Consider the following 22,550-nt stretch of genomic DNA (forward strand, 5'->3'; position numbering starts at 1 on the left):
ACTCACCCCAGCAGCGCCGCCACCACCACGAGCACCGGGACCGACAGCAGGGTCGACACCAGGATCGCCTCGCGGGCCAGGGCCTCGCCCACGCGGTAGCGGCTCGCGTAGGTGAAGATGTTCTGCGCCGCCGGGAGCGCCGACGTCACCACCACGTCGAGCAGCTGGGCGCCGCGCAGACCGAAGACCGTCACCGCCAGTAACCAGGCGACCGCCGGCTGGCCCACCGACTTCAGGGCCACGGCGAGCAGTACCGTCCCGCGCTCCCCGCCCCGCAGGGGCGGGGAGCTGCCGCGCAGCGAGATGCCGAACGCGAGGAGGACCGCCGGGACCGCCATGTTGCCGATCAACGTCAGCGGGTCCATGACCGGGCCGGGAATCCCGATGCCGCTCGCCGACACCGCCACCCCCGCCAGTGAGCCCAGCGCGACCGGATTCCGCAGCGGTGTGAGCAGCCGCCGCCACAGGGGCTGTTTCTCCCCGGCGGACGCCAGGTCCAGGATCGTCAGCGCGACCGGTGTGACCCCGACGAGCTGGAACAGCAGCACCGGCGCCACGAGCGAGGCGTCACCGAGGACGTACACGGCGATCGGGATGCCCAGGTTGCCGGAGTTGACGTAGCTGGAGCACAGGGCGCCGATGGTGGTGCGGCCCACGCCCCAGCCGCGTGCGGCACCCACCGCCACGAAGACGCCGGCCACCGCGGCCGTGCTCAGCGCGGTGACCAGGAGCCGGCCGGAGAAGACCAGCGACAGGTCGGCCTCGGCGAGGATCGTGAACAGCAGCGCCGGGGACGCCACGTGGAACGCGAGCTTCGTCAGCACCTCGTGGCCCTGCCGGCCGAGATACCCCCGGCGGCCGATCAGGTAGCCGGCGCCGATGACGACCGCGATCACCAGGAAGCCGCTCAACACCCCCTGCACGACGGCTCCTCGCCGGGGTGGCGAGCACTGCGGGTACCGGGGACCGCGGGCGGGGAAGATCTGTGGCGCATACAGGCAACCCTCGTGGGCGGGTCGTGCCCGGGTCAATGTGATCTCCACTGCGCCGCGTCACGGGGAGGGGGACGCGGTGCGGTGTCCCACGAGGAGCCACCGCGATGAGTTACGCGCCCGCGTCCGGTCTACCGCTCGTGGATGCCACGAGACCCCCTGTACTCGTCCTGCGCGGCCCCGTCACCCTTGACGGGGTGAGCGGGCCGAGCGATGCGCTGCGGGCACTCCTGGACGGCGGCGGGGCCGGCGGGGTGGTCGTCTGCGACGTGGGAGGACTGGGACCGCCCGGGCTCGCCGCCGTGAACCTGCTGGCACGCCTCCAGCTCCTGGCCCGCCGGGCCGGCGGCCGGATACGGCTGCGCGACCCCGACCCCGCCCTGTGCTCCCTGCTCGACCTCGTCGGCCTCGGCTTCGAGGTGGAGGGGCAGCCCGAAGAGCGGGAACCAGCGCCGGGTGTCGAGGAAGCAGTGGAACCCGGTGATCCGGCCGTCTGAGATCTCCAGCACCTGGACCGCCCACGGCGTGAACCCGCCGGCCTCCGGGTCCGGCTTGTACTGGGCGAACCCGGGCAGGCCGTTCACCTGGACCGGCAGCAGCCGCGAGCCCGCACAGGCGGCGCCCAGCGTCGTCATGAAGCCCGTGATGTCGCCGGAGCCGGTCAGCCACAGGTCGAACGGCGGCATCGTCATGGTGGCGTCCTCGTGCAGCAGCGCCGTCAGCGCCGACATGTCGTACCCCTCGAACGCCGCCACATAGCGCTCCAGGAGCTTCTGCTGCCCCTCGTCCAGCGGGTCCGAGACGGACGCCTCGGCACCCGGCTGCCGGCTCTCCGCGAGCGTCGCCCGCGCCCGCTGCAACGCGCTGTTGACGGACGCGACCGAGGCGCCGAGCAGCTCGGCCACCTCGCTCGCCTTCCAGGCCAGCACCTCGCGCAGCACCAGCACCGCCCGCTGCTTGGGCGGCAGCTGCTGGAGGGCGGCCATGAAGGCGAGCCGCACGGACTCCTTGGCGACCGCCGCCTCCGCCGGGTCGGCGGTCTCGGGCAGCATGCGGGAATCCGGCATCGGCTCCAGCCAGGTGTGGTCGGGCCGGGGTGAGAGGGCCGCGCGGGCCAGCGGCGTCGCCTCCGTCAGGTCCATCGGGCGGGCCCGCTTGTTGCCCGCCGTCAGCATGTCCAGGCAGACATTGGTCGCGATGCGGTACAGCCAGGAACGCAGACTGGAACGGCCCTCGAACGTGGCGAAGCTGCGCCAGGCACGGACCATCGTGTCCTGCACCGCGTCCTCCGCCTCGAAGGAGGAGCCGAGCATGCGGTAGCAGTACCCGGTCAGCTCGACGCGGTGCGCCTCGAGCCTGGCGTCGAGATCGGTCGTCGTCGCCGTGCCGTTCGTCATCGTCCGTCCACCCCTGTGGCTTGTCTGCGGCGCGCCTTCGCACCCAGCACTTCGGAAGCTACCGCAGCCCACTGACAACGGCCCTTCGGGACGACGAACGTGCAGGTGGGGTCGGGTGGAGGGTGAGGGGGGCGCGTTCAGCGGGCGGCACGACCGCTGCTTTTGCCCGCCGCCCCGCGGAACCGCTCCGAACCCGTTGGGCCGCCCTACGCCGGGGCGGGCCGGCGCCGCTCCACCCGCGCCGCGCGGGTGCCCAGCACCGTGATGGCCACGACACCGGCCGCCGCCACCAGGCCGACCCCCACCGTCCCGGCCCAGCCGCCCGAGTGGAAGGCGAGCGCGCCGACCGTGCTGCCCGCGCTGGAGCCGGCGTAGTAGGCGGACTGGTACAGCGCCGACGCCTGGGCGCGGCCCTGGGTGGCCGTCCGCCCGACCGCCGAGGACGCGACCACGTGACCCGCGAAGAAACCGCCGGTGATCAGCACCAGACCCAGCACGATCAGGGGCAGTGAGCCGGCCAGGGACAGCAGCAGACCCGCCGCCGTGGTGCCGGCCGCCGCGTACAGCGCGCCCCGGCGGCCGAGCCGGCCCACCAGCCGGCCCGCCGCCGACGCCGCCACCGTGCCGACCAGGTACACCAGGAAGATCGAGCCGACGATGCCCTGGGGGAGGGAGAAGGGTGCCTCGGCCAGCCGGTAGCCGATCACGGTGTAGACCCCGCCGAACACGGTCATGAACAGGGCGCCGATGGCGTACAGGCGCCGCAGCAGGGGGTTCGCGAGATGGCCGCGGACCGTGCCGAGCAGCACGCGCGGGCGCAGCGAGCCCGGCCGGAAGTGCTTCGGCTCCGGCAGCAGCAGCCGGAACGCCACCGCGCACGCCACCGCGAGCACCCCGATCACACCGACGGCGACCCGCCAGCCCCACTCCTGGGCCACCCAGCCGGTGATGACCCGGCCGCTCATCCCGCCCACGCTGTTGCCCGCGACGAACAGTCCGATCGCGGTCACCAGGGCCTTCGGCCGGACCTCCTCCGCCAGGTACGCGGTCGCCGACGCGGGCACCCCGGCCAGGGCCGCCCCCTGGAGCGCCCGCAGTGCCACCAGGGAGCCCAGCGACGGGGCGAAGGGGACCAGCAGGCCGACGGTCACCGCGACGGCCAGCGAGGCCGTCATGACCGTACGGCGTCCGTACCGCTCCGAGAGCGCGCTCATCGGCAGCACGAACACCGCGAGACCACCGGTGGCCGCCGCCACCGTCCAGCTCGCATCGCCCGCGCTCACCCCGAGGCCGCCGGAGATCAGCGGCAGCAGGGCCTGCGTGGAGTACAGCAGCGCGAAGGTCGCCACACCCGCCAGGAACAGGGCGAAGCTCATCCGGCGGAAACCGGGGCCGCCCGGGGAGAGCCGGGAGTCGGCACCACCCGGCGCGCCCGGGGCGACCTGCGGGCTCGCGGGAGGAGAGGAAGGAGAAGAAGGAGAGGAAGGAGAGGCGGAAGAGACAGGGGGCGTGACGGAGGTGCGGGCGTCCACGGTGGTGGACGCCCCGGGACTGGCGGGAGACATGCTTCGAACCTATGGACGGCCCCACTCATCCGTCCAATGCATGGAATCGTCATAATCGTTCCCATGCGGCATCAGCAGAGGTCACCGGGTCGGCTGTCACCGTCCAGTGACACGGAGGACATCGTCGCGCTGCTCGCGCCGCGCCTCGTCCACTTCGCCGGCGTCGCCCGCACGGAGCATGTCACCCGTGCCGCCCAGGAGCTGCAGGTACCGCAGTCCACGCTCTCCCGGTCCGTCGTCCGCCTCGAACGGGACCTGGGCGTCGACCTGTTCGCCCGTCACGGCCGGACCCTCTCCCTCACCCCCGCCGGCCGCACCTTCCTCGCCTCCGTGGAACGGGCCCTCGCCGAGATCGAGCGGGCCGCCGACGAGGTCCGCGCCGACGCCGACCCGGCCACCGGCAAGGTCGCCTTCGGGTTCCTGCACACCATGGGCGCCGGGACCGTGCCCGGTCTGCTGCACGCCTTCCGCGCCGATCACCCGCGCATCCGCTTCAGCCTCGTCCAGAACTACGGCGAGGCCATGCTGGAGGGCCTTCGCGCGGGCGAGCTCGACCTGTGCCTGACCTCCCCGGTCCCGGACGCCCCCGACCTCGTCGCCCGCCGCCTGGACGAGCAGAAGCTGCGCCTGGTCGTCCCCGCCGACCACCGGCTCGCCGTCCGTCGCCGGATCCGCCTCGCCGAGGCCGCCGACGAGAACTTCGTTACGCTGGAACCCGGTTACGGTCTGCGCCGCATCACCGACGACCTCTGCGCCCAGGCCGGGTTCCGGCCCAGGGTCGCCTTCGAGGGCGAGGAGGCGGAGACCCTGCGGGGTCTGGTCGCGGCCGGGCTCGGCGTCGCCCTGCTGCCCCCGCCGGCCGTGCCCCGCCCCGGTGTGGTGGAACTGACCGTCACCTCGCCGCGGGCGGCCCGTGAGATCGGCGTCGCCTGGCCGGCGGGGCGGCCGGACACCCCGCCGGTGTCGGCGTTCAAGAAGTTCCTGCTGTCGCGGCGCGGCCGCCTGCTCCCGGACTGACCGGCACCCGCCCCCGGGCACCCGGGTGCGTACGGCCGCGGCCGCCTACCGTCGTAACGACGTACCGAACCCCGAGGCCAGCGGCATCCGCAGCCCCAGCGGCGGAGGTGCCGCCAGAGCGTCCCGCACCGGGCGCGACAGCGCCCGTCCGAACAACGTCCCCATCACGAAGTCCTCGCACAGCGCCAGTACTTCGTCCCGGTACTGGTGCAGCCCGTGCCCGTCGGCGTGCACTTCGAAGCGGCACACGTTCCGGTTCGCCTTCTTCGCCCGCGCCGCCAGCCGGAAGGACAGCTCGGGGTCGGCCCGGGTGTCGTGCGTGCCGTGCACGATCAGCACCTGCCGTCCGGCCAGTTGTTTCACCGGTTCGGGTGGTGCGGCCACATCCTCCTCGGGCAGCCAGGGGGCCAGCGCCAGCACGGAGCCGACGGCCTCGTGACCGCCCGCGCGCAGGGCCGCCCTGCCGCCCATGCCGGGGCCGGCCAGGCACACGGGAACGTCCCCGTAGCGCCGCACGGCCTCGTCGGCGGCCCAGACGGCGTCCCGCGCGAGATGCGCCTCGCTGCCGTTCCAGCCCCGACAGCGGTAGTGGACGACGTGGACGGCGAGTTGCTCGGCCCGGCCCGCGCGGCCCAGACGGCGTCCCAGCGCGCGTACGGAGGCGGTCGCCACCAGGGGGGACGGTCTGCGGCCGGAGACCGGATCGCCGCCGGGCAGCAGCAGTACCACGCCGCTCACCGCCTTCGGCTCCGGGCCGAGCGCCCTCCCCAGCCGTGCCCCGCGAACCGGCGTCGCTTGCTGTGCCATGACAGAACAGTGTCAGAAGCAACGGTGTACGGGACCCTGCCGTGCGGTCACCGTTGGATATCGGCAGATGCGCACGCCGGGCGATCTACGCGCGTAGGCGTTAGAGTGCCGAGATGACGAGCCAGAGCACTGTGAACACCCCGGCCGGGGACCAGATCCGCCGGGCGCCCAAGGTTCTGCTGCACGACCATCTCGACGGCGGCCTGCGCCCCGGCACCGTCGTCGACCTGGCCCGCGAGGGCGGCTACACCCAACTCCCCGAGACCGACCCGGACAAGCTCGGCCTCTGGTTCCGGGAGGCCGCCGACTCCGGTTCCCTGGAGCGGTACCTGGAGACGTTCTCGCACACCGTCGGCGTCATGCAGACGCGGGACGCCCTGGTGCGGGTGGCCGCCGAGTGCGCCGAGGACCTGGCGGCGGACGGTGTCGTCTACGCCGAGGTGCGCTACGCGCCCGAGCAGCACCTCGAGGGCGGGCTGACCCTCGAAGAGGTCGTCGAAGCGGTCAACGAGGGCTTCCGGCAAGGGGAGCGGCGTGCCGGACGGGACGGCCGGCGCATCCGTGTCGGCGCGCTGCTCACCGCCATGCGGCACGCGGCCCGCGCCCTGGAGATCGCCGAACTCGCCAACCGCTACCGGGACCTGGGCGTCGTCGGCTTCGACATCGCGGGCGCCGAGGCCGGTTACCCTCCCACCCGGCACCTCGACGCCTTCGAGTACCTCAAGCGCGAGAACAACCACTTCACGATCCACGCCGGCGAGGCCTTCGGGCTCCCGTCCATCTGGCAGGCCCTCCAGTGGTGCGGCGCCGACCGGCTCGGGCACGGGGTGCGCATCATCGACGACATCCAGGTGCACGACGACGGCACGGTCGAGCTCGGCCGGCTCGCCTCCTACGTCCGGGACAAGCGCATCCCGCTGGAGCTGTGCCCCAGCTCCAACCTGCAGACCGGGGCGGCGGCCTCGTACGCCGAGCACCCCATCGGCCTGCTGCGCCGGCTGCATTTCCGTGCCACGGTGAACACCGACAACAGGCTCATGTCGCACACGAGCATGAGCCAGGAGTTCGAGCACCTGGTCGACGCGTTCGGCTACACGCTCGACGACATGCAGTGGTTCTCCGTCAATGCGATGAAATCGGCGTTCATTCCTTTCGACGAACGACTCGCCATGATCAATGACGTCATCAAGCCCGGTTACGCCGAGCTGAAATCCGAATGGCTGTTCCGTCAGACCGCCTCCACCAGCGGTTCTGTCGCCTCGGAGGGGTGACCGGGAGAATTTCCGGGCAGCGGACGCACGGGCGGCGTTCACCATTCGTCCGCATTCCGCTGTTTGCGGCCGGTGGTCCCGTCTGATTACGGTCGCCGGACCGCTCACATCCCCGTATCCCACGTCGAGGACACATCTTCATGAAGCAGTCTGCTGCCAAGACCCTCGGTGTCGCCGCGCTCGGTGCCGCCTTCGCCGTCGCCGGTGCGGGTGCCGCCACCGCGGCCCCGGCCGTCCCGGACGCTCTCCCCGCGCTGGACACCGCCACCCAGGCCCTCCCGGCCGAGAACCTCTCCGCGCTGCCGAGTACGGAGCAGGCGGCGGAGACCGGTCTGCAGGCGGCAGGCGCGGGCATGACGGCCGCCCGGCCGGTCGTCGAGCAGCGGCTCGCCGACGGTCCGACGCAGCCGGTCGCCGGTCTGCTCGGCGGCCTGCCGCTGCAGGGCTCCGTCAACGGCTTCCCCGTCGGCTGACGTCCACAGGGGCATCCCGCCCGGGCCGTTCCCCTGCGGACCCGCGACCGATGGGGCGCCCCCGGACCCGGGGCGCCCCATCGGTGTGCTCATGGGGAGGGCGGCGCGGGGCCGCGGGCCTCACCAGGCGCTCGTCTGGACCTTGTTCTCCGAGGGGAACAGGATCCACAGCGCTATGTAGAGCAGGAACTGCGGGCCGGGGAGCAGGCACGAGGCCACGAAGACGATCCGCATCGTGGTCGCGGAGGTGCCGAAGCGGCGGGCCAGCGCGGCACACACGCCGCCGATCACGCGGTTGTCGGTGGGGCGGGCGAGGCGGGACATCGTGGACTCCTTCGTGTCGTGCTGTCGAGTGACTCTTTCCGTGTACCCCACGTTACGGAGACGAAGGGGGCAAAGCGTCACTCCACGGGGCGATCCCAACCCTGGCAATCGTCGGGGTCCGACCCTGAGCCGGCTCCTCCCGGCGAATCCCCGTCCCGGCCCGGCGCAGGGCCCGGCGGCGCAGCCAGGCACGCCCCGCCGGCACCAGGGCGGCGTGCGCGAGGGCCGCGCCCAGGGTGTTCAGCATCAGCGCGTCGACGTCCACGACCCGTCCCGGCACCCCGGTCTGCAGCATCTCGATGCCCAGCGACAGCAGTGCCGCGGCGGTCATGGTGCGGATCAGCGAACCCACCGGTGAGACGGTCAGCCTGCCCCCCGTCATCGGCAGCAGCACACCGAGCGGCGCGAACAGCGCCAGTCCCTCGGCGACCCGGCGGACCCCCGTCGCCCAGCCCAGCGCGAAATCCGCCCGGAGGCCGTCGAAGGGGCGCAGATTGGCGGGCATCACCCAGGGGACCTGCAGAGGGCGCAGCGTGCACCAGGCGACGAACACGAGATACCCGGCCAGGAGGAGACCTCCTGTCACACGGATACGGAACGCGGCGGTGCCGCCGACGGGGCCTTGACGCTGCACGAACCCCTAGACGCGGCCCCCGGCAGGATCGGTTCCGCGCGGGACCCCGTCAGTCGGGTGAGGCATGCGCCACGGCGCGGTGCACCGGTCGCGTACCGGCCCGCCCGGGCCCCGCGCCTGTCCCAGAGCCGCCCCGGAGGGAGCCCGACGCGCTCGGGGCGCTTCACCCGTCCGGGTTCGGCGTCACCCGCCGGTGGCCGCCGTGGACGGGGGCTCCGTGTTGCCGGGCCGGGCCCGGACCTCGTCGGTGCACCGGTAGCGGCGCGGTCGCTCGTCGTCCTGGCCGCCCAGGATCACCGAGCCGTCGCCCTCGGCCGCCGCCGAGTCGGAGAACGTGCAGACGATCTGCGCGAGCGCGTAGGACGTCAGGCTCCCCGGCGGGACGCTCAGACGCAGCGTGTCCCCCGGGTCGCCGGACCGCGGACCGCTCACGGTCATCCCGCCCCGTACGTTCGTGGTGTACCCGGCCTCCTTCTCGGCCGACGTCGGCGGCGCGGAGAGCTGGTCCAGCAGCCCCTGCGCCACCCGGGCGCGCCGCTGCCCGGAGTCCGCCGCGCCCTCCGGCACGCGTACCGTCCGGTCGACGGCCACCAGGGACGAGCCGCAGAGCAGGAACACCTGCGCCGGCAGGCCCCGCGCGGGCGGCGGGGCCCCGTCCGCCTCGGCCTGCGGACAGCGCACCCGGGAGGGCGCCGGACCGAAGTCGGTCGGTACCTCGGTGGCCCGGATCCCGCACCCTGAGAGCAGCACACCGAGCGCGGTGGCGGCGAGCAGCCCGGGGAAGCGGCGTACGCGCATCGGGCTCGTCTTCGTCGGACGTACGGTCATCACGCGTCCCCCTCGGCGCGCTCACGCCGGGTGCCGCCCTTGCCGCCACCGGCCTTCCCGGAGGCGCCGCCCGCGCTCTCCCGCGCGGCCCCGGCGTCCCGCTCCGTCAGCGCGGAGACGTCGCGCGGCAGCCGCAGCGTGAACACCGCGCCGCCCCCGGGGGCGTTGGCGGCGGTGATCCCACCGCCGTGGGCATGGGCGTTCTCCATCGCGATGGACAGCCCGAGCCCGCTGCCCTCGGAGCGCGGCCGGGAGGCGCTGGCCTTGTAGAAGCGGTCGAAGACGTGCGGCAGGACGTCCTCGGGAATGCCCGGTCCCTGGTCCCGCACCTCGATGACCACCGTGCCCGCGCCCTCGGAGCCGCTTGCGAAGCCAGGCTCGTCGGCCGTTCCCGTGCTGTCGACCGCGCCTGCCCCCGCGCCGCCCGCGCGGCCGCCTCCGCTCCCGTCCCCGCGCTCCTCGCGCACCGACACCCGCACCGGCGAGCCGCCGTGCTTGAGGGCGTTGCCGACGAGGTTGGCGAGGATCACGTCCAGCCGACGCGGGTCGATCCGGGCGTGGATGCCGCGCTCCGCGTCCAGTTCGACCGCGTCCAGCCAGGCACGGGCGTCGATGCAGGCGGTGATCTGGTCGGCGATGTCGACGTCGTCGAGGACGAGACGGGCGGTGCCCGCGTCGAAGCGGGTGACCTCCATCAGGTTCTCGACCAGGTCGTTGAGTCGCCGCGTCTCACTGACCACGAGCCGTACGGCGGGCTCGATCATCGGGTCGATGCCACCGCCCTCGAACTCCAGCTCCTCCTCGAGGACTTCCGTCACCGCCGTGATCGCGGTCAGCGGGGTGCGCAGCTCGTGGCTCATGTCCGCGACGAACCGGCGGGACGCGTCGTCCCGGGCGGCCATGTCGGCCACCCGCTTCTCCAGTGCCTCGGCCGCCTTGTTGAACGTTCTCGACAGGTCGGCGAGTTCGTCCGTGCCCGAGACCTGCAGCCGGGTGTCCAGCCTGCCCTCGCCGAGCCGCCGGGCGGCCGTCCCGAGCCGCTGCACCGGCTTCAGCACGGTCGTCGCCAGGGCCTGCGCCAGCAGCGCGGAGCCGATCAGCGCGAGCCCGGTGGCGATCCCCAGCGACCAGGCGAGCGAGTTGAGGTCCTTGGCCTCCGGCTCGAGCGACTTGAGCATGTAACCGGTCGGCCCGCCGCCGATCGTCCGGGTGCCCGCCACCAGGTAGGGGGTGTCGCCCCGGACGATCCGCTGCCAGTACAGGTGGTACGCGTACTTGTTGGTCGAGGTAATCTTCTGCCGCTCGTCCACCGCCTCGCGCAACGAGAGAGGCACGTCCTGCACCGAGAAGCCGCTCAGTCCGCCCGAACTGCCGTACACGGTACGGCCCTGGGGGTCCTCGGCGATCAGCAGCACCGAGAACCGCTGGCTGCTGTTGGCCATCTGGCCCGCCGTGTGCTGCAGTTCGTCCTGCGTCGGATGCCCGGGCAGCGCGCCCGCCCGGTTCTGCATCTCCTGCTCGAAGTCGCCGAGGACCGCGTCCTGGGCGCGGGTGAGCACCGCCTCGCGGTTGAGCCAGTACGCGATGCCGGACGCGGACACCGCGGCGGTGAGCGCGACCAGCCCGAACACGACGACGAGCCGCAGCCGCAGGCTGGTGAACCGCAGCCGTGACCAGATGCCCTTGCGCGCCGCGGACCAGCCGCGGGGCCCGCCGTGGTGTTCCTGGTGCTCTTGGTGCTCGTGTGTCACTGAGGCGGGTCCAGCCGGTAGCCGACACCCCGCACCGTACGGATCAGCGTCGGGGACGACGGCACGTCCTCGATCTTGGCGCGCAGCCGCTGGACGCAGGCGTCCACGAGGCGCGAGTCGCCCAGGTAGTCGTGTTCCCACACCAGCCGCAGCAACTGCTGCCGGGACAGCGCCTGGCCCGGACGACGGCTCAGCTCGAGCAGCAGGCGCAGCTCGGTCGGCGTCAGCTGGAGGTCCTCACCGTTCTTCGTCACGGTCATCGCCGCGCGGTCGATGACCAGGCTGCCGAAGCTCGCCGAGTCGGTGGACTCCCGCTCGCCGCGACGCAGCACCGCCCGGATCCGGGCGTCCAGCACCCTGCCCTGCACGGGTTTGACCACGTAGTCGTCGGCGCCGGACTCCAGGCCGACCACGACGTCGATGTCGTCGTTGCGCGCGGTCAGCAGGATGATCGGCAGCTGGTCGGTGCGCCGGATACGCCGGCAGACCTCGAATCCGTCGATGCCGGGCAGGTTCACGTCCAGCACGATCAGATCCGGCCGCTGCTCGCGCAGCAGCTTCAGACCGTCCTCACCACTGGCAGCGGTCGCCACGCGATGACCCTGGCGCGTCAGTGAGAGCTCCAGGGCCGTGCGGATGGCGTCGTCGTCCTCGATCAGCAACAGGGAAGGCACAGGCTCATTCTGGCCCATGGAGGGCTCCCTGTTCGACCCGTGGGGGCAGATGCCCGCCTGGACCGCATAAAGGCGGCTACGTGCGCCGACGCCTGTGGAGAAGGTGTGTGCGAGGACGGCTCCGGGCCGCGACCGACCCCTGTGACAGGCCTGTGACAGTCGGCGGACACGGTGATGAAGTCACCCGGGCAAGCTTTTCGTCATCAGCAGGACAGCGACACGGCGACACGGCAAGGCGAACACACCGGAAGTCCACGACGGGGGGCGCGAGATGAACACGCTGCACGGCATCAGCAACAGCGCGGTTGTCACGCGTCTGCACGACGTGCACCGGGGTGGCGAGAAGGCCGGTGCCGCGGCCAAACGGGGGTGCGGTCGCGGCACCGGGCGTCACACCGGCTTCATGACGGTGATCGACGCGCCCGCGGGGGGAGCGGGGAACACGGGGGAAACACACGGGGGAAGCGGGTACGGGGAGGAGACGGGGGAGCGCCGTTCACCGTCGGAGGCGGAGTTCACCGCCTACGTGCAGGAGCGACGCGCCTCCCTGTACGCGACCGCCTACCACCTGACCGGCGACCGCTTCGAGGCCGAGGACCTGCTGCAGAGCGCCCTGTTCTCGACCTACCGGGCGTGGGACCGGATCAGCGACAAGGCCGCGGTCGGCGGATACCTCCGCCGCACCATGACCAACCTGCACATCAGCGCGTGGCGCCGCCGCAAGCTGAACGAGTACCCGACCGAGGAACTGCCGGAGACGGTGGGCGACACGGACGCGATGCGCGGCACCGAGCTGCGCGCGGTCCTCTGGCAGGCGCTGGCGCGGCTGCCCGAGCTCCAGCGCACCATGCTGGTCCTGCGCTACTACGAGGGCCGCACGGACCCGGAGATCGCGGACATCCTCGCCATCAGCGTCGGCACGGTGAAGTCGAGCATCTGGCGGTCGCTCCGCCGGCTGCGCGACGACGAGGTCCTGAGCTTCGGCCGTGACGAGGAGGACGCCTTCGGCGAACTGGTCGCCTGAAGGTACGGGGGGAAGCACGGGGGCACGGGGAAAACGGGGAACCGAGGGGATCGGGGGATCTCAGGGGGGCCGAGGGAAACCGGGGGGAGCAGGTAACGGGGGACGCGGGGACGTCGGGGGACGTCACCGCGGAGCGGGGGAGCCACAAGGAAGCGGGACTGGAGGGCCGGGGGGCCTTCCGGTCCCGCTTCTGTGCGTGTTGGGGCCCGCGCCGGCTACGCGCTACGCGGGCTGTGCGGGCGTACGCGCCGCACTCGTATCGGCCCCCGCCCGCCCGCTGCCACCGCCGCTGCCGTCCCGCGCGGCCGCGAGGCGGGTCAGTGCCTCGTCGCGGTCGCAGGCGTGGGCGCCGAGCGCGGTCTGGCGGCTGACGATCGACCGCTCCAGCCGCATCAGCCGCCAGCCGCGGCGCAGCAGGAACGGCACGGACTTGCGGCCCTCCCTGAGGTCCCGCAGGAAACGGCGGCGGAAGGTCTTCACCGGCCCCCGGCTCAGGCACAACGCGTCGGCCAGGAGGCCCAGTTCGCCGCAGCGCGTGACGATCTCCGCGGCGAAGATGCCCTCCGCGATGAACAGCGGGGCCGCGCCGAAGTCCACGTGCGACACGCCCGTACGGGCGCTCAGGCCGATGTCGTAGACGGGCACATCCGTACGGCCCGTACGGCACAGCCGGTCGATCGCGGCGACGGCCGCGTCCGCGTCCCAGGAGCCGGGGTGGTCCCAGTCGATGTCGGAACTGCCCGCCACGAGGGGCAGCGACGGGTCGTCGCCCTCCCTGTAGAAGTCGTCGAGGCGCAGCACCGGCAGGCCGGAGCGGGCCGAGAGGAGGGACTTGCCGGAGCCGGAGGGGCCGCAGAGCAGCACGACACGCGCGGAGAAGGGCGACTGGGAACTCACGGGACACCAGTGTGCGGCATCCACCGGGTGCCGTACGACCGCGCGGCTCCGCTTTGAGGCGCGTACCACATCTCCACTACGCTGCGCGTCGGTCCGGTCACTCAGCGGGAGCGGCCGGTGGAGGCAAGAGGTGGCAGCAGCGATGGCCCGACACGCAGCACCCAAGAAGCCGGCCGCCCGGCGCGCCCTGGTCGCCCTGGCGACCGCGGGAGTGGCCCTGGGAGCGGGCGCGACGACGGCGGCGGCGGTGGACTCCCAGGCGCCCCAGGGGCCGCGTCCCGCGTCGCTCGGCGCCGTCGACCCGCAGGCCGGTGCGCAGTCCCTGACCGGCACGGTCGGCCATGTCGCGGGTCCGGTCTCCGGCCTGAAGCCCAACCCGCTGGCCGGTACGGGCGTCGACCCGCTCGACAACGGCGTCGAAACCCAGGTCGCCGACTTCAAGCCGGTGGACTCGCGGGCGGTGACCGGCCCGGTGGCCCAGGCGGAGTCGGTCGACGGCATCCCGGTCGCAGGCCAGGCGACGGGGATGCTGGGCGCCTGATCGGCGGGGCATGCGGGGAGCCGCGCCTTCTCTGCCCCGAGAAGGCGCGGCTTTCCGTATGTCTGCCGCAGTCCCCTGTCCGGCGGGTCGTCCGCCTGTCGCGGGAGGTGCGTACCACCCTGTTCAGAGTGCGCGTCGACGTGTTCGGACGGGCGGCGACGTAGCGGTCCTGTACGGCCCGGTGTCCGGTGGCGAGTCGGCGGCGCCACGAACGTTGCCGGGACTCCAGGCCACGCAGCCGGCCCAGGAGGTCGGCCTCCTCCGCGGGGACGCCGAGGGCCTGCGTCCAGGCATGGAGGTCGGCGGCTGTCGCGGTCTGCTTCCCATTCTCGAGGCGGGAGACTTTCGATCGCTGCCGGCCCAGCCGATCGGCCAGTTCCTTGCCCTGGAGACCGGCCTCGGCGCGCAGCTCACGCAGCCGCGCGCCAAGGGCCTCACGGCCGGACTGGTAGTCGGTGGCGCTCACCTGCCCGACGGTACCTGTGCCTGGAACTGGCCGGTAGGCACAGCGTGATGCCAGGCGGCATCACGAGCCTGGCAGGCACGCACGACGTTCTCGGCGTCCTCCAGGACCCGGAGGCCGAGGGTGACGCCGTGGTCGTCGATGACGAACTTCACCAGGGTGCGGGAGTCGAACAGCCAGAAGTCGTAGTCCGGTAGTCCAAGGCGTACTGCGTCAGTACGCCAGAGATTGCGGATGTCCTCACCTGCGGCCACGTTTCCGAGCCCGGTGGCGAGGAGGAATCGCTGGCCCTCGGTGGGCGGGGCGTCGACGAGGCGCACCCGTTCGTACCGCTTCCCGGTCTGCGTCTGCCGGTGGACGGCTGCCTGCCAAGGGTTGGCCGGGTCGTAACCGAAGGTCTCGCCTCTCTGGAAGCGGGGCCAGTTCGGGCTGTCCCTGTCGGTGGCATAGCCGCGCTGGGTCTCAAGGCGCCAAGCGGTGTGCTGGAAGCCGGTGAAGAGGTGGGTGATCTCGTCGAACGTGACCAGGCCTGGCACGCGGTCTACTCCTTCGTCGGCGCGGCGGCGGCCGGGGAGGCGGGACCGGGCACGAAACGGGTCAGCAACTCGCGGGGATGCGTACGAACGTCTCCGAGGGCCTGACGTCCCGGAGCTGGGCCAGATGCTCGGGGTCGGTCTCGCGGTCGGCCTGTACGAGGATCTCGCCGGTCTCGACGATCCCGTACAGAGTGGGGCAGTTGCCGTTCTTTGAAGTGGTGCCGATGAACCTGAGCGTCACGGGGGTTCTCCGTTCTGGCTGTCGGACGTCCAGGATGCTGCGGATCGCGAGGGGCTGCTCGTGAATTGCGGGAGATTGCACCGAGTGGCTCCGGACGTGTTGATTGCCGGCAACGGATGCCATGCCGGGGCGTGCGGGGCGGCGTGGGACGGAGACGCCCCGGGCTGTCCGGTGCTGGAAGGAGGCCGGCCCTTTGCCTCCTGTCGGAGCGTGGCGGTCGGCCGGGTGCGCAGGCAGGTCGGACGGCCCGTGGGCCGCCGTGTGCGGTGCCGAACCCGGGTGCCGCGTCGGAGTCTTGGCTGTATCGGGCCCCCTCGCCGTACCCTGCGTGACGGGTTTTGTGCGCGTTGTCAGTGGGACGTCCCAGAGTGCTCCGTGACAGAGCTGTCAGCGCGTGTGCCGTCGACCGCGGGTCACGCGGCATGGAGGTGCGACGCGGACCGCCCTGGGGCAGTGACCGGAGACTCTTCGAACAAGGCCGCGGCTCCTCTGGACGAGAGGGGCCGCGGCCTGGTTTGTGGGGTTGGCGTCGAGTGATGGGGAAGGGGCGTCAGTACGCGGAGCCCGACGCGCCCAGGGAACCCGTCGGGTGCCAGACCGTCTTGGTCTCCAGGAACGCCGTCATGCGGTCCGTCCCCGGCGTCGCCGACCAGTCGCCCACAGGCTGTGGACGCAGGACGCGCTTGAGGTTGTCGGCCGCGGCGATCTCCAGTTCCTTCGCGAGTGCCTCGTCGGCGCCCGCGAGGTCGATCGCGTTGACGTCCTGGTGCGAGGCCAGCGGCGCGGCGATCTCCGCCGTACGGCCGGACAGGATGTTGACCACGCCGCCGGGCACGTCGGAGGTGGCCAGGACCTCGCCGAGCGAGAGCGCCGGGAGCGGGGCCTTCTCCGAGGCGATGACGACCGCGGTGTTGCCGGTCGCGATCACCGGGGCGAGAACCGAGACCAGGCCCAGGAAGGACGACTCCTGAGGGGCCAGGACCGTGACCACGCCGGTCGGTTCGGGGGACGACAGGTTGAAGAACGGGCCCGCGACCGGGTTTCCGCCGCCGAAGACCTGGGCGATCTTGTCCGTCCAGCCCGCGTACCAGACCCAGCGGTCCACCGCCGCGTCCACCTGGGCCTCCGCCCGGTCCTTCGACAGGCCCTCCGCGTCGGCGACCTCCCACACGAACTGCTCCCTGCGGCCCTCCAGCATCTCCGCGACGCGGTAGAGGACCTGACCGCGGTTGTACGCCGTCGCCCCCGACCAGCCGCCGAACGCCTTGCGGGCGGCGACCACCGCGTCACGGGCGTCCTTGCGGGACGACAGCGGGGCGTTGGCGAGCCATGTGCCCTGTGAGTCCGTCACCTCGTACACCCGGCCGCTCTCCGAACGCGGGAACTTCCCGCCGACGTACAGCTTGTAGGTCTTGAGGACGCTCAGCCGCGGCTGCCCGGCCGTCCCGGCCCCGCCGGCCTTCACGTTCTTGTCGGTCTTGTCGGTCTTATCGGACATCGAGGTACGCCTCCAGGCCGTGGCGGCCGCCCTCGCGGCCGAATCCCGACTCCTTGTAGCCGCCGAACGGCGAGGTGGGGTCGAACTTGTTGAACGTGTTGGACCAGACGACACCCGCACGGAGCCTGTTCGCGACGGCCAGGATGCGGGAGCCCTTCTCCGTCCAGATGCCCGCCGACAGGCCGTACGGCGTGTTGTTGGCCTTGGCGACGGCCTCGTCCGGGGTCCGGAAGCTGAGCACGGACAGCACCGGGCCGAAGATCTCGTCCCGCGCGACCGTGTGTGCCTGGGTGACGCCCGTGAACAGTGTCGGCGCGAACCAGTAGCCGTTCTCGGGGAGTTCGCAGGCAGGGGACCAGCGCTCGGCGCCCTCGGCCTCGCCCTGCTCGACGAGCGAGGTGATCCGCGCGAGCTGCTCGGCGGAGTTGATCGCGCCGATGTCGGTGTTCTTGTCCAGCGGGTCGCCCAGCCGCAGCGTGGAGAGCCTGCGCTTGAGGGCGTCCAGCAGCTCGTCCTGGATCGACTCCTGGACCAGCAGGCGGGAACCCGCGCAGCAGACCTGGCCCTGGTTGAAGAAGATGCCGTTCACGATGCCCTCGACGGCCTGGTCGACCGGGGCGTCGTCGAAGACGATGTTGGCGCCCTTGCCGCCGAGTTCGAGCGTGAGCTTCTTGCGGCTGCCGGCGACGGTCCGCGCGATCTGCTTGCCGACCGCCGTGGAGCCGGTGAAGGCGACCTTGTGCACGTCCGGGTGGGCGACCAGCGCGGCGCCCGCGTCACCGTATCCGGGAAGGATGTTGACGACACCCCGGGGCAGGCCCGCCTGGCGGCAGACGTCCGCGAAGAACAGGGCGGAGAGGGGGGTGGTCTCGGCCGGCTTCAGCACGACCGTGTTGCCGGTCGCGAGCGCCGGGGCGATCTTCCACGCGAGCATGAGCAGGGGGAAGTTCCACGGGATGACCTGGCCGGCCACGCCCAGGGGGCGCGGGTTCGCCCCGTAGCCGGCGTGCTCGAGCTTGTCGGCCCAGCCCGCGTAGTAGAAGAAGTGCGCGGCGACCAGGGGCAGGTCGGCGTCCCGGGTCTCCCTGATCGGCTTGCCGTTGTCCAGCGTCTCCAGGACGGCCAGCTCGCGGCTGCGCTCCTGGATGATCCGGGCGATGCGGAACAGGTACTTCGCCCGCTCGGCGCCGGGCAGCGCCGACCAGGTCGCGAAGGCCTTCCCGGCCGCCTTCACCGCGCGGTCCACATCCGCCTCACCGGCCTGCGCGACCTCGGAGAGGACCTCCTCGGTGGCGGGGCTGACGGTCTTGAAGACCCGGCCGTCGGCGGCCCCGGTGAACTCGCCGTCGATGAACAGGCCGTAGGACGGGGCGATGTCGACGACCGCGCGGGACTCCGGCGCCGGGGCGTACTCGAACGCGGAGGAGCGTGCGGGGGCGGCCTGGGCGGTGGCCTGGGCGGCGGTGGCCTGGGTGGTTCCGCCGGCCTCGGCGGCCTGCGCGACCGCGGTCCTGGTCTTCTTGGTCTTCTTGCTCATGGTGATCAGTCCACCGTCACGTAGTCGGGGCCGGAGTAGCGGCCGGTGGCCAGCTTCTGGCGCTGCATCAGCAGGTCGTTCAGAAGCGAGGAGGCACCGAAGCGGAACCAGTGGTTGTCCAGCCAGTCCTCGCCGGCGGTCTCGTTGACGAGGACGAGGAACTTGATCGCGTCCTTCGTGGTGCGGATGCCGCCGGCCGGCTTCACACCGACCTGGACCCCGGTCTGCGCGCGGAAGTCGCGGACCGCCTCCAGCATCAGGAGCGTGTTCGCGGGCGTGGCGTTCACCGCCACCTTGCCGGTCGAGGTCTTGATGAAGTCCGCGCCGGCCAGCATGCCGAGCCAGCTCGCCCGGCGGATGTTGTCGTACGTCGACAGCTCACCCGTCTCGAAGATGACCTTCAGCCGGGCGCTCGCCCCGCAGGTCTCCTTCACGGCGGTGATCTCGTCGAACACCTTCCGGTAGTTCCCCGCGAGGAACGCGCCGCGGTCGATGACCATGTCGATCTCGTCGGCACCGGCGGCGACGGCCTCCCGGACGTCGGCCAGCTTGACGGCGAGCGGGGCACGGCCGGCCGGGAAGGCGGTGGCGACGGAGGCGACCTTGACCGTGGAGCCGGCGACGGCCTTTCTGGCCGTGGCCACCATGTCGGGGTAGACGCAGACCGCGGCCGTGGCGGGGGCCGTGCGGTCGGACGGGTCGGGGCGGACCGCCTTCGCGCCGAGCGCCCGGACCTTGCCCGGGGTGTCCGCGCCTTCCAGCGTCGTCAGGTCGACCATCGAGATGGCGAGGTCGATGGCGTACGCCTTCGCGGTCGTCTTGATCGAGCGGGTGCCGAGCGAGGCGGCACGCGCCTCCAGGCCGACCGCGTCGACACCGGGCAGCCCGTGCAGGAAGCGGCGCAGCGTGCTGTCGGACGCGGTGACGTCGCTCAGCGCGGCGGGGGCACCGCCCCGCTCGGGCGCCGGCGAGGGCTTGGGGGAGGAGGGTGCAGTGGAGGACATGGTCACCAGCCGAGCATATCTACGCGCGTAGCGGCTGTACAGCCCTCCAGCCCGTTCAACGACGGGGGCGGGCCCCGCCCGGCTTCCGCCCGCCCCCGCCCACCGCCTGCCGGTGCGGGTACGGGCGTCGGGCAGAATCGGGGGCATGACGACCCCCGAGCCTCAGCCGTCCGACCGGGAGCCCGCCGAGCCCGCGCGGTCCACCGAGCCCGCCGAGGGGGCGAAGGACGGCACCGGCTCCGCCGGGTCCGCCGCTGCCGCCGATCCCGCGGAGCCCTCGGCGGGCTCGGAGCCCAAGTACGCCGACCGGGTGTACCGGTCGACCTCGGGGTTCGCCGGCGGTGTGCTGATCCTCGGCCTCGCCTGCTGGCTCGGCGTCGACGCCCTGCTCGTCGGCGAGGGCGACGCCCCGTGGCTCGCGCTCGCCGCGCTGCTGTTCCTCGTGCCCCTGGTGGCGGCCTACACCCTGGTCCCCGCGGTGTACGCCAACGAGGACAGGCTGCGCGTCCGCAACCCGTTCCGCACGATCGTGCTGCCCTGGGGACAGGTCTCCTCGCTGCGCTCCGGCTACACCAACGAGGTCTTCTCCGACGCCGGCACCAAGTACCAGCTGTGGGCCCTGCCCGTGTCGCTGCGGGCACGCAAGAAGGCGGCACGACGGTTCCCGCAGACCTCGGACGGTGCCGCGCTGGGTGCCGAGGCCTCCCGCGGCGGAGGCGTGAACGGCGGGTCCCGGCGCGTGGGCTCCGCCTCGGACCGGCCGGGCGGAGGCGAGCGGACGGGCACCGACGGCTCGATGGACGAGCTGCGTGAGCTGCACGAGAGGAACGCGGGCGAGGCGCACGCCCAGGGTGAGGCGAGCGTGCGGTGGGCCTACGAGATCATCGCCCCGTCGCTGGCCGGCGCCGTGCTGCTGGCGGTCCTGCTGGCGCTCGGCTGAGGGGCCCCGAGCGGCTGGGGCCCGGCTGACGCGGTTCCCGCCGTCGTCCGCCCGGAGGACGGGCCCGCGGCCGTCCGGTGCGTGCGGTCGCAAGGCGCTCCGGCGACGCGGCCGGCCTCCTCCTGCTCCCAGGGCTCGGGGGAGTGCGTGCCGGGCGTCGCCGGGGCGGCCCGCCCTTCGGCGAGCTCTTCGGGGCGGAGGCACCGGGGCTGCGTCGCCGTCACTCGTCCCACCCCGCGGCCGGCCGCACCGGCCGACCGGACACCGGCGGTCGCCCGCGGCCTGCTCCGCCGGGCAGGCCTCGGGGCGGCACGCAGGAGGGGCCGCCGTATCGGCGGCCCCTCCTGATGCTTTCCCGCGTGTCTTCCCGGGGCCGGCCGGAGGCTCCCGCTCAGATGCCGGCCGCCGCCTTCAGGTCCCGCTTGATCGCGGTCAGCAGGGTCGCCGCCCCGGTGCGGGCCGCGGGAAGGCCGCCCCGCCCGGCGACCGGGACGACGACCTCCAGGTAGCACTTCAGCTTGGGCTCCGTACCGCTCGGGCGGACGATGACGCGGGCGCCCCGGAGGGTGTAGCGCAGGCCGTCGGTGGGCGGCAGGGTGTCCGTGCCCCGGGTCAGGTCCTCGGCCCCGGTGACCGGCAGGCCGGCCAGTTCGGCCGGGGGGTTCTCGCGCAGCCGGCGCATCGCGTCCGCGATGAGGGACAGGTCCTCGACGCGGACGGAGAGCTGATCGGTGGCGTGCAGGCCGTGGGCCACGGCGAGGTCGTCGAGGAGGTCCAGGAGGGTGCGGCCCTCCTCCTTCAGTCCGGAGGCCAGCTCGGCGAGGAGCAGGGCGGCCGTGATGCCGTCCTTGTCGCGCACGCCGTCCGGATCGACGCAGTAGCCCAGCGCCTCCTCGTAGCCGTAGCGCAGGCCCTCGACCCTGGCGATCCACTTGAAGCCGGTCAGCGTCTCCTCGTGCGGCAGACCCGCCTGCTCCGCGATGCGGGCCAGGAGGGCCGACGAGACGATCGACTCGGCGAACGTGCCGCTCACCCCGCGGCGGACCAGATGGGCGGCGAGCAGCGCCCCCACCTCGTCGCCGCGCAGCATGCGCCAGCTCCCGTCCCCGTCGACGCCCCCGGCGGCGGTGGTGTCCTTGACGGCCGCGGCGCAGCGGTCGGCGTCCGGGTCGTTGGCGATGACCAGGTCGGGCTCGGCCGCGCGGGCCGTCGCGAAGGCCAGGTCCATCGCGCCGGGCTCCTCCGGGTTGGGGAACGCGACGGTGGGGAAGTCCGGGTCGGGCTCGGCCTGCTCGACGACCAGGACCGGCTCGGGGAAACCGGCGCGCGCGAAGGCGGCGAGCAGGACGTCCTTGCCGACGCCGTGCATCGCCGTGTAGACCGTGCGGGCGGTCCGGGGGGAACCCTTGGCCAGGACCGCGTCCGTGCGGGCGAGGTAGGCGTCCAGGACGGAGTCGTCCAGGGTCTCCCAGCCGGCGTCGGGGCGGGGCACGTCGTCCAGGGATCCGACGGCCGCGATCTCGGCGGCGATCTCCGCGTCCGCCGGGGGGACGATCTGGGAGCCGTCGCCGAGGTACACCTTGTAGCCGTTGTCGCGGGGCGGGTTGTGGCTGGCGGTGACCTCGACCCCGGCGACCGCGCCGAGGTGCCGTATGGCGAAGGCGAGCACCGGCGTGGGCAGGGGCCGGGGCAGGACGGCGGCCCGCAGGCCGGCGCCCGTCATGACGGCGGCGGTGTCGCGGGCGAAGTCCGCCGACTTGTGACGGGCGTCGTAGCCGATCACGACCAGGCCGTCGGTGTGCCCGTGCCGCTTCAGGTACGCGGCGAGGCCGGCGGCTGCGCGGATGACGACGGCGCGGTTCATCCGCCGGGGTCCGGCCCCCAGCTCGCCGCGGAGGCCCGCGGTGCCGAACTGGAGGGTGCCGTCGAAACGGGCGGTGAGTTCGGCGACGTCCTCGGCGTCGAGGAGCGCCGCGAGTTCCGCGCGGGTCTCGGGGTCGGGGTCCTCGGCGAGCCAGGTGCGGGCGCGAGTGGTCAGGTCGTCGTGCACGTGTCGGTCAGCCTCTCGAAGAATTGGTTGCGTCGTCGCCCCGCCCCGCGGAGGGGGCCCGGGACGGGGCCCACAGGTCCCGTGGA

At 72.9% G+C, this 22,550-nt stretch carries 22 protein-coding genes and 2 pseudogenes; 7 read left to right on the top strand and 17 right to left on the bottom strand.

The window, feature by feature from the left end:
* Nucleotides 1–2: 2 nt before the first annotated feature.
* Nucleotides 3–923, bottom strand: a complete 921-nt coding sequence (locus tag ACWZEH_RS21845; RefSeq protein ID WP_456192804.1) for an AEC family transporter — start codon at nt 921–923, stop codon at nt 3–5.
* A gap of 176 nt (nt 924–1,099) precedes the next feature.
* Here ACWZEH_RS21845 and ACWZEH_RS21850 point away from each other — a divergent pair, with 176 nt between their 5' ends.
* Nucleotides 1,100–1,489 (top strand): STAS domain-containing protein, encoded by a 390-nt coding sequence (locus tag ACWZEH_RS21850; RefSeq protein ID WP_456199757.1) that lies wholly within the window; start codon nt 1,100–1,102, stop codon nt 1,487–1,489.
* Here the strand turns inward: ACWZEH_RS21850 and ACWZEH_RS21855 are convergent.
* Together ACWZEH_RS21855 and ACWZEH_RS21860 are read right to left on the bottom strand one after the other, a co-directional pair.
* Nucleotides 1,376–2,389, bottom strand: a pseudogene (locus tag ACWZEH_RS21855) (sigma-70 family RNA polymerase sigma factor); the annotation flags it as partial. The gene ACWZEH_RS21850 and the pseudogene ACWZEH_RS21855 sit on opposite strands and share 114 nt — an antisense overlap.
* A 206-nt stretch (nt 2,390–2,595) precedes the next feature.
* The gene (locus ACWZEH_RS21860; RefSeq protein ID WP_456192805.1) at nt 2,596–3,954 is read right to left on the bottom strand and encodes an MFS transporter; all 1,359 of its coding nucleotides are present in this window, start codon (nt 3,952–3,954) and stop codon (nt 2,596–2,598) included.
* Between the two features lie 63 nt (nt 3,955–4,017).
* Here ACWZEH_RS21860 and ACWZEH_RS21865 point away from each other — a divergent pair, with 63 nt between their 5' ends.
* The gene (locus ACWZEH_RS21865) at nt 4,018–4,971 is read left to right on the top strand and encodes a LysR family transcriptional regulator (RefSeq protein WP_456192806.1); all 954 of its coding nucleotides are present in this window, start codon (nt 4,018–4,020) and stop codon (nt 4,969–4,971) included.
* A 45-nt stretch (nt 4,972–5,016) separates the two neighbouring features.
* Here the strand turns inward: ACWZEH_RS21865 and ACWZEH_RS21870 are convergent, their stop codons facing one another.
* Complete coding sequence (locus tag ACWZEH_RS21870; protein ID WP_456192807.1) at nt 5,017–5,778, bottom strand: alpha/beta hydrolase; 762 nt, start codon at nt 5,776–5,778, stop codon at nt 5,017–5,019.
* A 113-nt stretch (nt 5,779–5,891) separates the two neighbouring features.
* Here ACWZEH_RS21870 and ACWZEH_RS21875 point away from each other — a divergent pair, with 113 nt between their 5' ends.
* Nucleotides 5,892–7,049, top strand: a complete 1,158-nt coding sequence (locus tag ACWZEH_RS21875) for an adenosine deaminase (protein ID WP_456192808.1) — start codon at nt 5,892–5,894, stop codon at nt 7,047–7,049.
* 140 nt (nt 7,050–7,189) lie between these two features.
* Complete coding sequence (locus ACWZEH_RS21880) at nt 7,190–7,522, top strand: ATP-binding protein (RefSeq protein ID WP_456192809.1); 333 nt, start codon at nt 7,190–7,192, stop codon at nt 7,520–7,522.
* Nucleotides 7,523–7,642: 120 nt separating this feature from the next.
* On the opposite strand, the gene ACWZEH_RS21885 is transcribed toward ACWZEH_RS21880, so the two are convergent.
* From ACWZEH_RS21885 to afsQ1, 5 genes are all read right to left on the bottom strand, one after another.
* Nucleotides 7,643–7,846 (bottom strand): PspC domain-containing protein, encoded by a 204-nt coding sequence (locus tag ACWZEH_RS21885; protein ID WP_456192810.1) that lies wholly within the window; start codon nt 7,844–7,846, stop codon nt 7,643–7,645.
* A 52-nt stretch (nt 7,847–7,898) separates the two neighbouring features.
* Nucleotides 7,899–8,480, bottom strand: coding sequence for a VanZ family protein (locus ACWZEH_RS21890; RefSeq protein ID WP_456192812.1), 582 nt, complete (start codon nt 8,478–8,480; stop codon nt 7,899–7,901).
* A gap of 183 nt (nt 8,481–8,663) precedes the next feature.
* The gene (locus tag ACWZEH_RS21895; protein ID WP_456199758.1) at nt 8,664–9,278 is read right to left on the bottom strand and encodes a hypothetical protein; all 615 of its coding nucleotides are present in this window, start codon (nt 9,276–9,278) and stop codon (nt 8,664–8,666) included.
* A 29-nt stretch (nt 9,279–9,307) separates the two neighbouring features.
* Nucleotides 9,308–11,059 (bottom strand): ATP-binding protein, encoded by a 1,752-nt coding sequence (locus ACWZEH_RS21900; RefSeq protein ID WP_456192813.1) that lies wholly within the window; start codon nt 11,057–11,059, stop codon nt 9,308–9,310.
* Entirely contained in the window at nt 11,056–11,733 is a 678-nt protein-coding gene (afsQ1, locus tag ACWZEH_RS21905; RefSeq protein ID WP_042165460.1) for a two-component system response regulator AfsQ1, read from the bottom strand. Before afsQ1 ends, ACWZEH_RS21900 begins: the two co-directional genes overlap by 4 nt.
* A gap of 271 nt (nt 11,734–12,004) precedes the next feature.
* On the opposite strand from afsQ1, the gene ACWZEH_RS21910 reads away from it, so the two are divergent.
* On the top strand, nt 12,005–12,757 hold the full coding sequence (locus ACWZEH_RS21910; protein ID WP_456192814.1) for a SigE family RNA polymerase sigma factor: 753 nt from the start codon (nt 12,005–12,007) through the stop codon (nt 12,755–12,757).
* A 222-nt stretch (nt 12,758–12,979) separates the two neighbouring features.
* Here the strand turns inward: ACWZEH_RS21910 and ACWZEH_RS21915 are convergent, their stop codons facing one another.
* Nucleotides 12,980–13,654: a uridine kinase gene (locus ACWZEH_RS21915; RefSeq protein WP_456192815.1), complete on the bottom strand. Its 675-nt coding sequence runs from the start codon at nt 13,652–13,654 to the stop codon at nt 12,980–12,982.
* Nucleotides 13,655–13,796: 142 nt separating this feature from the next.
* Between ACWZEH_RS21915 and ACWZEH_RS21920 the strand changes: the two genes are divergently transcribed.
* A complete protein-coding gene (locus ACWZEH_RS21920; RefSeq protein WP_456192816.1) occupies nt 13,797–14,195 on the top strand; it encodes a hypothetical protein in 399 nt (132 codons plus the stop codon).
* Nucleotides 14,196–14,331: 136 nt separating this feature from the next.
* Here the strand turns inward: ACWZEH_RS21920 and ACWZEH_RS21925 are convergent.
* The 6 genes and pseudogenes from ACWZEH_RS21925 to deoC form a co-directional block, all read right to left on the bottom strand.
* Nucleotides 14,332–14,661 (bottom strand): annotated as a pseudogene (locus tag ACWZEH_RS21925) (helix-turn-helix domain-containing protein); the annotation flags it as partial.
* Nucleotides 14,658–15,194, bottom strand: coding sequence for a DUF6879 family protein (locus ACWZEH_RS21930; protein WP_456192817.1), 537 nt, complete (start codon nt 15,192–15,194; stop codon nt 14,658–14,660). The gene ACWZEH_RS21930 and the pseudogene ACWZEH_RS21925, both read right to left, overlap by 4 nt.
* 61 nt (nt 15,195–15,255) lie before the next feature.
* Nucleotides 15,256–15,435: a hypothetical protein gene (locus ACWZEH_RS21935; RefSeq protein WP_456192818.1), complete on the bottom strand. Its 180-nt coding sequence runs from the start codon at nt 15,433–15,435 to the stop codon at nt 15,256–15,258.
* A gap of 550 nt (nt 15,436–15,985) precedes the next feature.
* Nucleotides 15,986–16,933, bottom strand: a complete 948-nt coding sequence (locus ACWZEH_RS21940; protein WP_456192819.1) for an aldehyde dehydrogenase family protein — start codon at nt 16,931–16,933, stop codon at nt 15,986–15,988.
* Nucleotides 16,923–18,470 carry an aldehyde dehydrogenase family protein gene (locus ACWZEH_RS21945; protein WP_456192820.1) on the bottom strand — a complete coding sequence of 516 codons (1,548 nt, stop codon included), beginning with the start codon at nt 18,468–18,470 and terminating at the stop codon, nt 16,923–16,925. Before ACWZEH_RS21945 ends, ACWZEH_RS21940 begins: the two co-directional genes overlap by 11 nt.
* A 5-nt stretch (nt 18,471–18,475) precedes the next feature.
* On the bottom strand, nt 18,476–19,474 hold the full coding sequence (deoC, locus tag ACWZEH_RS21950; RefSeq protein WP_456192821.1) for a deoxyribose-phosphate aldolase: 999 nt from the start codon (nt 19,472–19,474) through the stop codon (nt 18,476–18,478).
* A 145-nt stretch (nt 19,475–19,619) separates the two neighbouring features.
* Here deoC and ACWZEH_RS21955 point away from each other — a divergent pair, with 145 nt between their 5' ends.
* The gene (locus ACWZEH_RS21955; RefSeq protein WP_456192822.1) at nt 19,620–20,414 is read left to right on the top strand and encodes a PH domain-containing protein; all 795 of its coding nucleotides are present in this window, start codon (nt 19,620–19,622) and stop codon (nt 20,412–20,414) included.
* Between the two features lie 391 nt (nt 20,415–20,805).
* On the opposite strand, the gene ACWZEH_RS21960 is transcribed toward ACWZEH_RS21955, so the two are convergent.
* On the bottom strand, nt 20,806–22,464 hold the full coding sequence (locus ACWZEH_RS21960; RefSeq protein WP_456192823.1) for a phospho-sugar mutase: 1,659 nt from the start codon (nt 22,462–22,464) through the stop codon (nt 20,806–20,808).
* Nucleotides 22,465–22,550 lie beyond the last annotated feature (86 nt).

The organism is Streptomyces yamdrokensis (assembly GCF_053890455.1).